Annotated in this window: 10 protein-coding genes; 6 read left to right on the top strand and 4 right to left on the bottom strand. The window is 39.9% G+C overall.

Annotated elements, in window-relative coordinates; genetic code table 11:
- Positions 1-6 precede the first annotated feature (6 nt).
- From ACHB7C_RS06995 to ampD, 4 genes are all read right to left on the bottom strand, one after another.
- Positions 7-1194, bottom strand: coding sequence for a type II secretion system F family protein (locus ACHB7C_RS06995; protein WP_395346859.1), 1188 nt, complete (start codon positions 1192-1194; stop codon positions 7-9).
- Positions 1195-1196: 2 nt separating this feature from the next.
- Positions 1197-2594 (bottom strand): ATPase, T2SS/T4P/T4SS family, encoded by a 1398-nt coding sequence (locus ACHB7C_RS06990; protein WP_395346857.1) that lies wholly within the window; start codon positions 2592-2594, stop codon positions 1197-1199.
- Positions 2595-2606: 12 nt separating this feature from the next.
- Positions 2607-3032 carry a prepilin peptidase-dependent pilin gene (ppdD, locus tag ACHB7C_RS06985; protein ID WP_042845088.1) on the bottom strand — a complete coding sequence of 142 codons (426 nt, stop codon included), beginning with the start codon at positions 3030-3032 and terminating at the stop codon, positions 2607-2609.
- Positions 3033-3304: 272 nt separating this feature from the next.
- Positions 3305-3847, bottom strand: a complete 543-nt coding sequence (gene ampD / locus ACHB7C_RS06980; protein ID WP_370661217.1) for a 1,6-anhydro-N-acetylmuramyl-L-alanine amidase AmpD — start codon at positions 3845-3847, stop codon at positions 3305-3307.
- Between the two features lie 106 nt (positions 3848-3953).
- Between ampD and nadC the strand changes: the two genes are divergently transcribed.
- The 6 genes from nadC (at position 3954) to acnB (ending at position 16174) form a co-directional block, all read left to right on the top strand.
- Entirely contained in the window at positions 3954-4856 is a 903-nt protein-coding gene (gene nadC, locus ACHB7C_RS06975) for a carboxylating nicotinate-nucleotide diphosphorylase (protein WP_042845085.1), read from the top strand.
- A gap of 623 nt (positions 4857-5479) precedes the next feature.
- Complete coding sequence (gene pdhR / locus ACHB7C_RS06970) at positions 5480-6250, top strand: pyruvate dehydrogenase complex transcriptional repressor PdhR (RefSeq protein WP_042845083.1); 771 nt, start codon at positions 5480-5482, stop codon at positions 6248-6250.
- A gap of 172 nt (positions 6251-6422) precedes the next feature.
- The gene (aceE, locus tag ACHB7C_RS06965; protein WP_042845081.1) at positions 6423-9089 is read left to right on the top strand and encodes a pyruvate dehydrogenase (acetyl-transferring), homodimeric type; all 2667 of its coding nucleotides are present in this window, start codon (positions 6423-6425) and stop codon (positions 9087-9089) included.
- Between the two features lie 13 nt (positions 9090-9102).
- A complete protein-coding gene (gene aceF / locus ACHB7C_RS06960) occupies positions 9103-10971 on the top strand; it encodes a pyruvate dehydrogenase complex dihydrolipoyllysine-residue acetyltransferase (RefSeq protein WP_048607932.1) in 1869 nt (622 codons plus the stop codon).
- Positions 10972-11175: 204 nt separating this feature from the next.
- On the top strand, positions 11176-12603 hold the full coding sequence (gene lpdA, locus ACHB7C_RS06955; RefSeq protein WP_094301215.1) for a dihydrolipoyl dehydrogenase: 1428 nt from the start codon (positions 11176-11178) through the stop codon (positions 12601-12603).
- Between the two features lie 973 nt (positions 12604-13576).
- Positions 13577-16174 (top strand): bifunctional aconitate hydratase 2/2-methylisocitrate dehydratase, encoded by a 2598-nt coding sequence (acnB, locus tag ACHB7C_RS06950; RefSeq protein WP_042845076.1) that lies wholly within the window; start codon positions 13577-13579, stop codon positions 16172-16174.
- Position 16175 lies beyond the last annotated feature (1 nt).

Below are 16175 nucleotides of genomic sequence, written 5' to 3'. Positions count from 1 at the left end.
AATAAGTTATAACCCAGTTATTACATTACCTAAATTAAATATCGGCAAATACATCGCTAACATAATCGTACCGACTAAAATTGCAATAAAAACCAATAAAATAGGCTCTAGGTTTTTGAGCGATTTTTCAGTTAAAAATAGATATTGCTCTGAATAATATTTAAATAAATATTGGGTGAAATACTGAAGCTTTCCTGACTCTTCAGCAATAGAGAGTAGCTGTACAGATAAATCAGGGAAGAGTTTAGTGTGCTTCATTGCATAAGAAAGTAATTCCCCTTGGTGTACAGAGGTTTGTATTTGCCTACAATCTTTATTGTATTGGTAATTGCTGATAGTTTGAATAGTGCAATTTAAGCATTCAGATAATGATAATCCGACTCTTAATGTTGAGTGCATGGTTAAAAAATAAAGGCTTAAGTAATGGGTTTGTATTAAATCTTTGAGTAATGGTATGCGCATCATGACTCTATTTAAAATAGATTTAAGTGTAAATTTAAATTTAACTGTTAATACTGATAAAATGAAAAATATAAATAACAGAATGATTGATTTTTCTTGTATATATTCAGAGGTAAAAATAACAACTTTAGTAACAAAAGGTAATTCATGTTGAAAATTACCATATATACTTTCAAATTGAGGGACAACATAGTACATCATAATTATTAATAGTAAGATTGAAAATAGTGATAGTGCGATTGGATAACGTATTGCTTTTTTGATAAGTAATGCATTTTTTTCATTGTGTTCTAACATTGTGCTAATAACTTGAAAGCTTTCATCGTAACGCCCTGTTTTTTCGGCAACAATTATTAGGCTGACTATTGTGTTATTAAAAATAAGAGGGTGCTTAGTTAGATGCTGTGAAAGCTTATCGCCTTTTTCTAGGTTTTCAATTGAATTTTCTATCATGTTTTGCCAATAAGGAAGGTGGCAATTAGATAGTAGTATTTTTAGGCATTGAACTAGGTTAATACCTGAAGATGCCAATATACTTAATTGGTGAAAGAAATGTATTCGATAATCTATATTCTCACGATTTAAAATGAAAATCATTTTAAATTTAATTTTTAATGGGGTTAGGTTATTTTTAGTAATTGCCAAAAAAGCATTTTTCTTACTACTGGCTAAAAGGTTTTTTTTAATTAAATTGTTGTTACTGTCAATAGCAATATATGAATAAATAAACATAATTATAGTTTTCCATGCCCAATAACAGAATAAATTTCTTGCAGAGTTGTTTCACCGGATTCAACTAAAGTTAGGCTTGCTTTAAATAAGTTATCGAAACCCTCTATGCTAGAGGGCTGACCAGAAAATAATTTGCCTATCTTTGGTTGATCGATATACTCATAAATAGCGGTTCTGCCCATAAAGCCAGAGAAGCAGAGCTCACACCCTTTAGACGACCACTGATTAATAATTAGATCATCATTCAGTTTAACGGGCTGCGCTGTAATTCCTTTACAATAAGGGCAAAGCTTTCTTACTAACCTTTGTGCTATTACCATTTTTAAACACGATTTTAATTCAATATGACTAACGCCTAGCTGATTCATGCGCTCTATCGCACTAAAGGTACAATTAGTATGTAATGTTGATAAAACTAAATGCCCTGTTTGTGCGGCACGCGTGGCAATTTTAGCGGTTTCTTCATCTCTAATTTCCCCAATCATAATAATATCTGGGTCTTGTCTTAGTAATGCTCTCAGAATAAAAGCGAAGCTAAGATCATATTTTTCATTGACTTGAGTTTGATTGACCCCTTGTAAAGGGATCTCAATTGGGTCTTCGATGGTTGAGATATTTCTAGAGGACTTATTTAAATATTCAAGGGCACTATACAACGTTACTGTTTTACCGCTACCTGTAGGGCCTGTAACTAAAATTAACCCTTGTGGCTGATTTAGATAGTCTTGTAGTGAAGAAAGAAGGGAAGAGCACATCCCAATGTGCTCTAAAGAATATTTTAACTGTGTATTCAAAATGCGTAATACTAGTTTTTCACCATGAAGAGTTGGAATACTTGATAGGCGGATACTGTAATTTTTCCCATCAAAATGCCAACTCATTTGCCCATCTTGTGGACGCCGTTTTTCTGCGATATTCATTTTTGCGAGTATTTTTATACGAGCAATGATTTCATTGTTAATTTCATATGGTGGGGAAGGGATAAAATATAATTTCCCATCAACCCGCAACCTAATCTTTAACCCTTGTTTGGTAGGTTCAAGATGGATGTCCGATGAACGTTTATGAACAGCGGTTTTTAGTAGGTCCTCAACAAAATCAACAGCGGGTGAGCTAACATTAAGGGACTCAGCCTCTTTAGGTTGATATTGAGTCTCTTCTTCTTTTATTTGATGTATTTCACTGTTGAAATAATGGTCGATTTTCTCTTTTGGCCAAATATCGTAGCAAACGGGTACACTTGCAATAAATTTTAGTGTGGCAATTAAATTGTCATTAGGCTTTTTTGCGACAGCGATAGATAACCTTTTGTGATTATAATCAATTATGATCATATAGTTTCTATCACATATATTTTTTAACTCTTTTAAAATATATTGCTTGTCCTTGAGTGTGTTCATGAAAACTCCTAATTAAAATACAAATGTTTTTTCACATAATGATTTTAAATTTGCATCAGTTTTACTTTCACAAAGAACTGACCATTTAAAAGGCATGCTATTTGCTGGGATTGACGGTGTTAAGGTTATATTAAGTGCTGATAGTGACTTATCACCCGTTAATTTAATAACCCCAGACTTTACTTCTATTTTACTAATGTACTTTCCTGTTATATTAGTAGGTATGTTATTATTTCCATTATTACATTGAGATAAACTTCCTTGCTCAAAACTACACAGTTCTATACTACTTTTATAGGGGAGCACCATTTGTAGTACATCTGTCATCGCAGCTTTTTGCATATACCCTTGATAACCAGGAATAGCAATAGCACTAAGTATAGAAATGATTGCGATGACTACCATTATTTCGATAAGAGAAAAACCTTGCTGATTCATAATTAAAACCTCTTTTGTTTAGTGAGGTTTAATCATAATTAATTTTTTTTAATAAACTTATCGATAAATAAAAAAATAGAAAGCGTTTTGTAAGTTTTGTAGTGTGAAAGGATGCGTTACATTATTTTTTTTCGAGTGGCTTCGCAATAAAAAAAGAATTGCTTTTAAAACAGTGTTAGGTAATGAATTGTTATATAAGATAAGTGCGGTGCTATTAACAGCTAATATATATTAAAATAAAAATATTAGCTGTTAATTGAGTATAATAACTATTAACGTTTTAATTTATTTTTATATTTTTGCCAATCGAAAAATGGGCCTGGGTCTGTTTTCCTTTCAGGGGCTATATCACTGTGACCAGTAATATTATGTTTAATTAATGGGTACACAGAAATAAGCAACTGGGTTAGTTGGGCAAGAGACTGGTATTGCGCTTCAGTGAATGGTTCAAAATCTGTACCTTCCAGCTCAATGCCAATTGAAAAATCATTACATTTTTCTTTACCTTGGTAGCTAGATTGCCCTGCATGCCAAGCTCGTAAATGAAAAGGTACATATTGAACGATCGCACCATCACGGCGTATTAAGCAGTGTGCAGAAACACGAAGGTGTTTGATTTCTTCAAAAAAGGGGTGTTCTTTAGGGTTTAACTTCCCTGTAAAGAGTTGATCAATATAAGGTCCACCAAACCTACCGGGGGGGAGGCTAATATTATGGATAACCAAAAGAGAAGGAATAACATTCTCAGGGCGTTGGTCGTGGTGTGGGGAAGGGATATGAGTCACATTATTTAGCCAACCATCATGTATTTTCATATCGTTATCCATAGTATTCTCTTTTCTTTTTTGTTAATACTCGTTATCTGCGAATGAAAAGATTAGCATAGATAAAATAAGACGGGTGCATATTTTGGAGTTATAAATGCCTATACGACGTTATGATGAACAGCAAAGACGTACAATTCTTCAGGCAAGATTGGATACGGATATTCCATTTATGGTTGGTGTTGCTCTGAAAGAAGATTTAGGTCAGGTCATTGATTATAAAAGGGATATAACAGGTCAGTTATTGAATGCGGATACTCAAGCGACTGCACGCATTATCACCCGTGAAAATGGGGTCTTTTGCGGGAAACAATGGTTAGAAGAGGTGTTTCTTCAACTAGGGGGGCAAGTCAAAATTGACTGGAAAGTACAAGATGGCGAAGTTGTTACGCCAAACCAAGTATTGTGTGAGATGCATGGCCCATCACAAATTTTATTAACTGGCGAACGTACTGCGTTGAACTTTATTCAAACACTTTCATCGGTATCAAGTGTAACCGCGCAGTATGTGAAACAAATCGAGGGGACGAAAGCTAAACTGCTTGATACCCGTAAAACCATACCTGGGCTGAGAACCGCTTTAAAGTATGCTGTGCTGATGGGCGGTGGTTTTAACCATCGACTAGGGTTGTCTGACGCTTATCTAATAAAAGAGAACCATATTATCTCCGCAGGGTCTGTTGAGCGCGCTGTTGAGTTAGCTCGCCAAGCTCACCCTGATGTACCGATTGAGATCGAAGTTGAAAGTTTAGCTGAGCTATTACGTGCTTTGAAGGCAGAGGCTGACATCATTATGTTAGATAACTTCACTTCAATGATGATGAAAGAAGCCGTAGTACTCACCGCAGGGAAAGCAGCACTTGAGGTCTCAGGGGATGTTACATTAAATACAATAAAGGAATTCGCGGAAACAGGGGTTGATTTTATTTCTGTAGGGGCATTGACTAAGCATATTAAAGCAATGGATTTATCAATGCGCTTTGTTGAAAGTAAAGTATAAATTGGCCTTTCTTTTACTTTTAAAATTAATTAGATCAAAGGGTTAGTGGAATCGGAGGGCGGTAAAATGTCATTATTTTTGTCGCCCCATGATTAAACTAAATAAATAAGCTTGCGCCTATCCGCAATATTGAAATATTAGCGTGTTATTCTATTCATTACTTCCATTTTATTCTGAAGTTTTATGGTAAAAAAAGTGTGTTATCAACACACTGTGTTTCACTTAAGTCAGGGTTAACTCTTTTGTTAACATTTTCATTACAATAGATAGTGTTTTTTAGAGCCTGAATATAGGTTGGTTTTTATTATCGATTACTTATTCAAAAAATATGAATTTAAATTTAAAGAATGACTTACTTTAACGCTTCAGCTTTTGTTTTTTAGCATAAAAAATCGGTTTTAATGTTAAAAATATTCATATGTGATTGGTTATTAAGTTATCAAATCATGCTAAATATTAAAAAAAATTGTTAAGATTTGCAGGATTTTATGATTTAGCGCAAGGTCTTTATGGACAGATAGTGAATACTTTGTTACTTTATTACCCCATAAGAAAATTGGTATTACCAATTAACACTGGGTAATACCTAATCAATAATTACTCACTAATGAATATGGCAGATTATGACTTACGGTAAAATTCGCCAACCAAAGTTATCAGATGTGATAGAGCAACGACTCGAACATCTTATTTTCGAAGGGACACTAAGGCCCGGCGAAAAGCTGCCTCCTGAGCGTGAACTTGCCAAGCAATTCGACGTATCTAGGCCATCAGTGCGTGAAGCAATTCAAACGTTAGAAGCTAAAGGGCTTCTATCTCGTCGCCAAGGTGGCGGCACTTTCGTTCAAAAGAAAATGTGGCAAAGCTTCAGTGATCCTTTAGCCCAACTACTTGAAGGTAATCCCGAATCTCAATTCGATCTGCTTGAAACTCGCCATGCCCTCGAAGGTATTGCAGCTTATTATGCTGCACTTCGCGGCACAGAAGAGGATCTTGAACGAATTCGGCAAAGCTATGAACTAATTAAGACAGCACAAGAAAATGGCGGCCTAGAAGCTGAGTCAGATGCCGTATTGCAATATCAATTAATTGTGACGGAAGCTGCCCATAATGTTGTGCTATTACACCTATTGCGTTGCATGATCCCAATGCTAGAACAAAATATTCGTCAGAATTTTGAGTTCTTATATACCCGTAAAGAAATGTATAAAGCAGTTAGTGAACATAGAGCCCAGATTTTTGCAGCTATAATGGCAAGAGAGCCAGAAAAAGCGCGTGAAGCTTCTCATCGTCATTTAGCTTTTATCGAAGATTTGTTATTGGATATCAGCCGTGAACAGACAAGACGAGAACGTTCTTTACGTCGGTTACAGCAACATCCTGATTTAAATTAATAATATAGATCCTGACTGCTGCGTCTATATTATTGTGAATACTCTAAACGAGAGTTAAAGCGGCAACTACATCAGGGCCTATCTTCCCGCTATTTTTAGTCATATTGGGAAAATGGCAGGAAGATAGGCTCCATATAACCATATAAAATAGATAACAGATAAGGAATACACCATGTCAGATATGCTAAAAAATGACGTGGATCCGATTGAAACTCGCGACTGGCTACAGGCGATTGAATCGGTCATCCGTGAAGAAGGTGTTGATCGTGCTCAGTTTATTATCGAACAGGTATTAAGCGAAGCGCGTAAAGGCGGTGTTAATATTGCCGCTGGTGCATCTGGTCGTTCTGATTACATCAACACAATTGCTGTTGAAGATGAGCCGGCATACCCTGGTAACATGGATTTAGAGCGCCGTATTCGCTCGGCAATTCGCTGGAACGCAGTAATGACTGTTCTGCGGGCTTCTAAAAAAGACTTAGAACTGGGTGGCCATATGGCTTCTTACCAGTCATCAGCAACCTTATATGAAGTATGCTTCAACCACTTCTTCCGCGCTCATAATAACAATGATGGCGGTGACTTAGTATTTTTCCAAGGTCATATCTCTCCGGGGATCTACGCACGTGCTTTCTTAGAAGGTCGTCTAACTGAAGAGCAAATGAACAATTTCCGTCAAGAAATTGGCGGCAATGGTCTGTCTTCTTACCCGCACCCTAAATTAATGCCTGATTTCTGGCAGTTCCCAACCGTATCAATGGGGCTGGGGCCAATTAATGCTATTTATCAAGCTAAATTCCTGAAATACCTAAACAACCGTGGTCTGAAAGATACATCCGCTCAGCGTGTGTATGCATTCCTTGGTGATGGTGAGATGGATGAGCCAGAATCTAAAGGTGCAATTACTATTGCAACACGTGATCAATTAGATAACTTAGTTTTCGTTATTAACTGTAACCTGCAACGTCTGGATGGCCCAGTTACAGGTAACGGTAAAATTGTTAACGAATTAGAAGGTGTCTTTAGTGGCGCTGGCTGGCAAGTTATCAAAGTGATGTGGGGCGACCGTTGGGATGAACTGCTGCGTAAAGATACGAGTGGCAAACTTGTTCAACTGATGAACGAAACCTTAGACGGTGACTACCAAACCTTTAAATCACGTGATGGCGCATATGTCCGTGAGCACTTCTTCAACCGCTACCCTGAAACGGCTGCATTAGTTAAAGATATGACTGATGATGAGATTTGGGCACTGAACCGCGGTGGTCATGATCCGAAGAAAGTGTATGCAGCATTCAAAAAAGCACAAGAAACCAAAGGCAAACCAACTGTTATCTTAGCTCAAACCATTAAAGGTTATGGTATGGGTGAAACAGCAGAAGGTAAAAACATTGCGCACCAAGTGAAAAAAATGAACATGGATGGCGTTCGTCATTTCCGTGATCAATTCAATGTTCCAGTCGCTGATGAGCAAATCGAAAAACTGCCTTACGTTACTTTTGAAAAAGATTCAGAGGAATACAAATATCTGCACGAGCGCCGTCAAGCGCTGGGTGGTTATTTACCTGCTCGTCGTTCAACTTTTGATGAGAAGCTGGAAATCCCTGCACTGGAAGATTTCAGCCAATTATTAGAAGAACAATCGAAAGAAATTTCGACCACGATCGCTTTCGTTCGTGCATTGAACGTTATGTTGAAAAACAAGTCTATCAAAGAGCGTTTAGTGCCAATCATCGCTGATGAAGCGCGTACTTTTGGTATGGAAGGTCTATTCCGTCAAATTGGTATTTATAGCCCGAAAGGCCAGCAATACACACCACAAGACAGAGAACAAGTCGCATACTATAAAGAAGATTCGAAAGGTCAAATCCTGCAAGAAGGTATCAATGAATTGGGTGCAGGTTCTTCTTGGTTAGCTGCTGCAACATCTTACAGCACTAACAACTTGCCGATGATCCCATTCTATATCTACTACTCAATGTTTGGTTTCCAACGTATTGGTGACTTAATGTGGGCAGCGGGTGACCAACAAGCACGTGGCTTCTTGATTGGTGGTACTTCAGGTCGTACAACGCTAAATGGTGAAGGTTTACAACACGAAGATGGCCATAGCCATATTCAATCACTGACAATCCCTAACTGTATTTCTTATGACCCAGCATTTGCTTATGAAGTTGCTGTGATCATGCAAAACGGTTTAGAGCGCATGTACGGTGAAAAACAAGAGAACGTGTATTACTACATCACAACTCTGAACGAAAACTATCATATGCCTGCAATGCCAGAAGGTGTAGAAGAAGGTATCCGTAAAGGTATCTATAAACTGGCTTCAGTTGAAGGTAGTAAAGGCAAAGTTCAGTTGTTAGGTTCAGGTTCTATGATGCGTCATGTGCGTGAAGCGGCGGATATTCTGTCTGCAGATTATGGCATCGGCTCTGATGTATACAGCGTGACTTCATTTACTGAATTGGCGCGTGATGGCCAAGACTGTGAGCGTTGGAATATGCTACACCCATCTGAAGCTCCACGTGTTCCATATATCGCACAAGTGATGAACGATGCACCAGCAGTAGCGTCAACTGACTACATGAAACTGTTTGCTGAACAAGTTCGTACTTATGTACCAGCAAGTGACTACCGTGTTCTGGGTACAGATGGCTTCGGTCGTTCAGATAGCCGTGAAAACTTACGTCACCACTTTGAAGTGGATACTAGCTATGTGATCGTTGCAGCATTAGGTGAATTAGCTAAACGTGGTGAGATTGATGTTAAGGTCGTTGAAGAAGCGATCAAAAAATACAACATCAACCCAGATAAAGTTAACCCACGTTTGGCATAAGAGGTAAAAATCAATGTCTATTGAAATCAAAGTGCCAGATATCGGTGCTGATGAAGTTGAAGTCACCGAAGTGATGGTTAAAGTGGGTGATAAAGTAGAAGCTGAGCAATCGCTTATTACCGTTGAAGGTGATAAAGCTTCTATGGAAGTCCCATCTCCACAAGCGGGTGTGGTTAAAGAAATTAAAATTGCAGTTGGTGATAAAGTCACAACCGGTAAATTGATTATGCTGTTTGAAGCAGAAGCGGGTGCAGCAGCACCTGCTCCAGCAGAAGCACCTGCAGCGGCTCCAACGGCAGCACCAAGCGCAGCAGCGTCAAAAGACGTTGCTGTACCAGATATCGGTGGTGATGAAGTTGAAGTTACCGAAATCATGGTAAAAGTCGGTGACACCGTTGAAGCTGAGCAATCATTGATTACTGTTGAAGGTGATAAAGCTTCGATGGAAGTACCTGCTCCATTTGCAGGTACTGTTAAAGAAATCAAGATCTCGACTGGCGACAAAGTACAAACTGGCTCGCTAATTATGGTCTTTGAAGTGGCAGGCGCAGCGCCAGCAGCAGCTCCAGCTTCTGAAACGGCGGCACCAGCTGCTCCAGCAGCTTCAGCAATTAAAGATGTTAATGTTCCAGATATTGGTGGCGATGAAGTTGAAGTTACCGAAGTGATGGTTAAAGTGGGTGACACCGTTGAAGCTGAGCAATCAATCATTACGGTTGAAGGCGACAAAGCATCAATGGAAGTGCCTGCACCATTTGCGGGAACTGTTAAAGAAATCAAAATTGCGACTGGCGACAAAGTAAAAACTGGCTCGCTGATTATGACTTTTGAAGTTGCGGGGGCAGCGCCAGCTGCGGCACCAGCACCTCAAGCATCAGCACCTGCTCAAGCAGCAACGCCAGCTCCTGCGGCGGCTACTCCAGCTAAAGCCGCTGATAGCAAAAATGAATTCGTTGAAAACGATGCATATGTACATGCAACGCCAGTTATTCGTCGCTTAGCGCGTGAATTTGGTGTTAACTTAGCGAAAGTAAAAGGTACAGGCCGTAAAGGTCGTATCCTGCGTGAAGACGTTCAAGCTTACGTGAAAGATGCGGTTAAACGCGCAGAGTCTCCAGCAGCAGCTGGTGGTGGTTTACCAGGCATGTTGCCGTGGCCAAAAGTGGATTACAGCAAATTCGGTGAAGTCGAAGAAGTTGAACTGGGCCGTATTCAAAAAATCTCTGGTGCTAACCTGAGCCGTAACTGGGTGATGATCCCGCATGTTACGCTAATGGAAGAAGTAGATACCACAGAAGTTGAAGAATTCCGTAAGCAACAAAATAAAGAAGCAGAGAAAAAACAGCTTGGCGTGAAAATTACCCCACTGGTATTTGTCATGAAAGCCGTTGCTCGCGCACTGGAAGAAATGCCACGCTTTAATAGCTCGATTTCTGAAGATGCGCAGCGTTTATTCCTGAAAAAATACATCAACATCGGTATTGCAGTTGATACACCAAATGGCTTAGTTGTTCCTGTCTTTAAAGACGTTAACAAAAAAGGCATTTTAGAGTTATCTCGCGAACTGATGGAAGTTTCTAAGAAAGCACGTGCAGGTAAACTGACTGCATCTGATATGCAAGGCGGATGTTTCACTATTTCTAGCCTTGGTGGTATCGGAACAACTGGCTTTGCACCAATTGTGAATGCACCAGAAGTTGCGATTATGGGGCTGTCACGTTCTGCAATGAAACCAGTTTGGAATGGTAGTGAGTTTGTTCCTCGCCTAATCCTGCCTATGTCACTGTCCTTTGACCATCGTGTTATTGATGGCGCTGATGGAGCTCGCTTCATTACCTTAGTAGGGCAATTAATGAGCGATATTCGCCGCTTAGTGATGTAAATAATAAGACCGGCTTATAGGCCGGTCTGCTTTATTTAGGCTGAGACAGAATTTTTTGCTGCTGCTACGAAAGGTTGGGAGTTACATCACGAAATGAGCCTTTTCAGGGTGTTAACAATTCTGTAAACTGCTCTCGGTGTGTACTTTTCCAGTGGAAAATCGTTTATTCAGCAGTACCGCTGGACAAAACAAAAAGAGGTCATGATGAGTACTGAAATTAAAGCCCAAGTCGTTGTGCTTGGTGCAGGCCCTGCAGGTTATTCTGCGGCTTTCCGTTGCGCTGACTTAGGTTTAGAAACTGTTTTAGTAGAACGTTATTCAACGCTTGGTGGGGTTTGTTTAAACGTTGGCTGTATCCCTTCAAAAGCTTTATTGCATGTTGCAAAAGTGATCGAAGAAGCAAAAGCTTTAGCTGAGCACGGTATTGTTTTTGGTGAGCCAAAAACTGACATTTCCAAAGTTCGTTTATGGAAAGAAAAAGTGATTAATCAGCTGACTGGCGGTCTAGCTGGTATGGCTAAAGGCCGTAAAGTTAACGTGGTTAACGGCTTCGGTAAATTTACAGGCGCTAATACTCTGGTTGTTGAAGGCGAAAATGGTAGTACGACTATCAATTTCGATAACGCAATCATTGCTGCAGGTTCCCGTCCAATTCAATTACCATTTATCCCACATGAAGACCCACGTATTTGGGATTCAACAGATGCATTAGAACTGACTGAAGTTCCTGAGCGTCTGCTGGTGATGGGTGGTGGTATTATCGGTTTAGAAATGGGGACTGTGTATCATGCACTGGGTTCTCAAATCGATGTGGTTGAAATGTTTGACCAAGTCATCCCAGCGGCTGACAAAGATGTGGTTAAAGTATTCACCAAACAAATCAGTAAAAAATTCAACCTACTGTTAGAAACTAAAGTAACAGCAGTTGAAGCGAAAGAAGACGGTATCTACGTTTCGATGGAAGGTAAAAAAGCTTCCGCAGAACCACAACGTTATGATGCGGTATTAGTGGCTATCGGCCGTGTTCCTAACGGTAAAAACTTGGATGCAGGCAAAGCAGGCGTCGAAGTTGATGATCGTGGCTTTATCCATGTGGATAAACAAATGCGCACTAACGTGCCACATATTTTCGCTATCGGTGATATCGTTGGTCAGCCAATGTTAGCGCATAAAGGTGTGCATGAAGGTCACGTTGCCGCTGAGGTTATCTCTGGTCTGAAACATTACTTTGACCCGAAAGTTATTCCTTCTATTGCCTATACTGAGCCAGAAGTTGCATGGGTTGGTTTAACTGAGAAAGAAGCAAAAGAGCAAAATATCAGCTATGAAGTTGCGACTTTCCCATGGGCAGCATCAGGCCGTGCAATCGCATCTGATTGTTCAGAAGGTATGACTAAACTGATTTTCGACAAGCAATCTAACCGTGTTATTGGTGGTGCTGTTGTCGGTGTCAACGGTGGTGAATTACTGGGTGAAATCGGCCTAGCAATTGAGATGGGTTGTGATGCCGAAGATTTAGCATTAACTATCCACGCGCACCCAACACTGTACGAATCAATCGGTATGGCTGCTGAAATTTACGAAGGTAGCATTACTGATTTACCAAACGCTAAAGCGAAAAAGAAAAAATAATTTTCTTTAACTGCACTGATAAACAGTATCTCTAGTATGCTGTTTATCACCAAAGCGAATTGAAGCCAATGTGGAAACATGTTGGCTTTTTTTTGTTTTTGTGAATATAAACAACTAGTCACATGTTTCAGTTCAATTATTTATTAAAATCTAAACAAATATTAATTGAAAATAATTTAATTACCTTCAGAAAAAACATTGCGGAGATTGAAAAACCGCTCGGCTGGAAATTTTTAATTGACCCACAAAAATATCCTTGTACATAAAAATGGCATTCAAATAGGAAATAGGACTTTAATTGAAATGCCAAATAAAGGTAACGCAAAGGTTTTTAATGGAGCATCAGAAGTAGAAATTAAGCAGTAAAGGCACTGTGCTTTATAGGCAAGTCGATAATTTTAATTTGGCCTGTGAACATTTCACTCAGTTAGGAGCAAAATTATATCGAGGGCCAATGTTAATCGATGATAACAACCACATGTGCCAGTTTATTGACCGCTTCGGAAATTTACTTGGAATAAAAGGTTAATAAAATCAATAAAATCCTTTAAATAGATTAAAACCAATCGTAATGATTTACCTTATCAATTAGTAATGTAAATAAAATTACGATAATAAATATAATTTGTGATACCCAAAGGAAAAAGCCATAAAAGAGGGTGCTTTAATCAGCGAAATGCATTATAAAAAGTATGGTTTTTTCAGCTTTTTATAAAGATTTATAATCTCTTAAGCTAAAAAATAACCCGTAATTAAGTGTTAAGGCATGAAGTTAGTAGATAAATGTTACTTTCTTGTGAATGAATTAACATTGCGTTTAAATTCTGCTATGCTGAGAGCCCGAAGCTGGACATAATTTTACCGCCATTGAGATTATGCGAGCAAATTCCTCTGACCTGGCACCGGATGATATTTTTATCAGTAAGGTGCAGACAGCCGGGTATATAAATAACAAAGAAGCGAGGAGAACGTCGTGCTAGAAGAATACCGTAAGCACGTAGCCGAGCGTGCCGCTCAAGGGATTGTCCCTAAGCCATTAGATGCGTCACAAGTAGCTGCACTGGTAGAGTTACTAAAAAACCCACCCAAAGGTGAAGAAGATTTCTTGTTAGACCTGCTAACCAACCGCGTCCCCCCTGGTGTTGATGAAGCAGCGTACGTAAAAGCTGGATTTTTAGCCGCAATTGCTAAAGGCGAAACTTCCTCTTCTCTTATCTCCCCTGAAAAAGCCATTGAATTACTAGGTACCATGCAGGGCGGATATAACATCCATGCACTAATTGAAGCTCTTGATGATGCTAAATTAGCGCCTATCGCAGCGAAAGCCCTTTCCCATACATTATTAATGTTTGATAACTTCTACGACGTAGAAGAAAAAGCGAAAGCTGGAAATGCGCATGCGAAACAAGTTATTGAATCATGGGCTGATGCTGAGTGGTTCAAACAGCGCCCTGCATTAGCAGAAAAAATGACCGTGACTGTTTTTAAAGTCACTGGCGAAACGAATACTGATGACTTATCTCCAGCTCCGGATGCATGGTCACGTCCTGATATCCCTCTACACGCTTTAGCCATGCTGAAAAATGCGCGCGATGGTATTGAACCAGACGATGCGGGCAATGTTGGCCCAATCAAGCAAATCGACGCGCTAAATAAGAAAGGCTTCCCATTAGCTTACGTGGGTGACGTAGTCGGTACCGGTTCTTCTCGTAAATCAGCCACTAACTCCGTGCTGTGGTTTATGGGTGATGATATCCCATTTGTGCCAAATAAACGTGGTGGTGGGGTAGTATTAGGCGGCAAAATTGCCCCAATCTTCTTCAATACGATGGAAGATGCTGGTGCGTTACCGATTGAAGTGGATGTGTCTAAACTAAATATGGGTGATGTTATTGATATCTATCCATTTAAAGGTGAAGTACGCAACCATGAAACAGGTGAGCTGCTTGAAACATTTGAATTAAAAACGGATGTTTTAATTGATGAAGTCCGTGCCGGTGGCCGTATTCCATTGATTATTGGCCGTGGTTTAACTAACAAGGCTCGCGAATCATTAGGTTTAGAAGCAACTGATGTATTCCGTCATGCGAAATCTGTAGCTCAAAGCAACCGTGGTTTCTCATTGGCACAGAAAATGGTTGGTCGTGCTTGTGGTCGCCCGGGTATCCGCCCAGGTGAGTATTGTGAGCCAAAAATGACGTCAGTAGGTTCACAGGATACAACAGGCCCAATGACACGTGATGAGCTAAAAGACTTAGCTTGCCTTGGTTTTTCTGCTGACTTAGTGATGCAGTCATTCTGTCACACTGCGGCGTATCCAAAACCTGTTGACGTTACTACACACCATACATTACCGGATTTCATCATGAACCGTGGTGGTGTTTCTCTGCGCCCGGGCGACGGTATTATCCACTCTTGGTTAAACCGTATGCTCTTGCCTGATACCGTCGGTACAGGTGGTGACTCACATACGCGTTTCCCTATTGGTATTTCATTCCCAGCAGGGTCAGGGCTAGTTGCGTTCGCAGCGGCAACAGGGGTAATGCCTCTGGATATGCCTGAGTCTGTTTTAGTTCGTTTCAAAGGTGAAATGCAACCAGGTATCACATTACGTGACCTTGTTCATGCCATCCCTTTGTATGCGATTAAAGACGGCCTTCTGACTGTTGAGAAAAAAGGTAAGAAAAATATTTTCTCAGGTCGTATTTTAGAAATCGAAGGTTTGCCAGAACTGAAAGTTGAACAAGCGTTTGAATTAGCTGATGCTTCAGCAGAACGTTCAGCCGCAGGTTGTACTATTAAATTAGATAAAGCACCAATCACTGAATACTTACAATCGAATATCGTTTTATTGAAATGGATGATCGCTGAAGGTTATGGCGACCGCCGCACTATCGAACGTCGTATTAAAGGTATGGAAAGTTGGTTAGCTGATCCGCAACTGCTCGAAGGCGATGCAGATGCAGAATATGCAGCAGTGATTGAAATTGACTTAAACGATATTAAAGAGCCAATTTTGTGTGCACCAAATGACCCTGATGATGCACGTTTACTGTCTGATGTCCAAAACGAGAAAATTGATGAAGTGTTTATCGGTTCTTGTATGACAAACATCGGTCACTTCCGTGCAGCAGGTAAATTACTGGATTCTCACAAAGGCCAGTTACCAACCCGCTTATGGGTTGCTCCACCCACTAAGATGGATGCAGCACAATTAACCGAAGAAGGTTATTACAGTGTGTTTGGTAAGAGTGGTGCAAGGATAGAAGTTCCAGGCTGTTCACTGTGTATGGGTAACCAAGCGCGTGTGGCGGATGGGGCAACGGTTGTTTCGACATCAACCCGTAACTTCCCTAACCGTTTAGGAACAGGGGCGAATGTGTATCTTGCATCAGCTGAGCTTGCTGCAGTTGCTTCATTGTTAGGCCGTTTACCAACGCCTGCAGAGTACCAGCAATTTATGGATAAAGTCGACGAAACAGCAGCGGATACATACCGTTACTTGAACTTTGACCAATTATCACAATATACCGAAAAAGCGGATGGCGTGATTTTCCAAACAGCGGTTTAAA

Origin of the sequence: Providencia sp. 2024EL-00732 (genome assembly GCF_044006275.1) — a bacterium.
In the GTDB taxonomy this organism is placed as follows: Bacteria; Pseudomonadota; Gammaproteobacteria; order Enterobacterales; family Enterobacteriaceae; genus Providencia; species Providencia huashanensis.
Note: the sequence above shows the minus strand (reverse complement) of the source record. Positions and strands in the feature narration are given on the sequence as shown.

What these genes read in the sequence shown, in the direction of transcription:
- ACHB7C_RS06995 (WP_395346859.1), bottom strand. Translation starts at nt 1,194, where the DNA reads ATGTTTATTTATTCATATATTGCTATTGACAGTAACAACAATTTAATT.
- ACHB7C_RS06990 (WP_395346857.1), bottom strand. Translation starts at nt 2,594, where the DNA reads ATGAACACACTCAAGGACAAGCAATATATTTTAAAAGAGTTAAAAAAT.
- ppdD (WP_042845088.1), bottom strand. Translation starts at nt 3,032, where the DNA reads ATGAATCAGCAAGGTTTTTCTCTTATCGAAATAATGGTAGTCATCGCA.
- ampD (WP_370661217.1), bottom strand. Translation starts at nt 3,847, where the DNA reads ATGAAAATACATGATGGTTGGCTAAATAATGTGACTCATATCCCTTCC.
- nadC (WP_042845085.1), top strand. Translation starts at nt 3,954, where the DNA reads ATGCCTATACGACGTTATGATGAACAGCAAAGACGTACAATTCTTCAG.
- pdhR (WP_042845083.1), top strand. Translation starts at nt 5,480, where the DNA reads ATGACTTACGGTAAAATTCGCCAACCAAAGTTATCAGATGTGATAGAG.
- aceE (WP_042845081.1), top strand. Translation starts at nt 6,423, where the DNA reads ATGTCAGATATGCTAAAAAATGACGTGGATCCGATTGAAACTCGCGAC.
- aceF (WP_048607932.1), top strand. Translation starts at nt 9,103, where the DNA reads ATGTCTATTGAAATCAAAGTGCCAGATATCGGTGCTGATGAAGTTGAA.
- lpdA (WP_094301215.1), top strand. Translation starts at nt 11,176, where the DNA reads ATGAGTACTGAAATTAAAGCCCAAGTCGTTGTGCTTGGTGCAGGCCCT.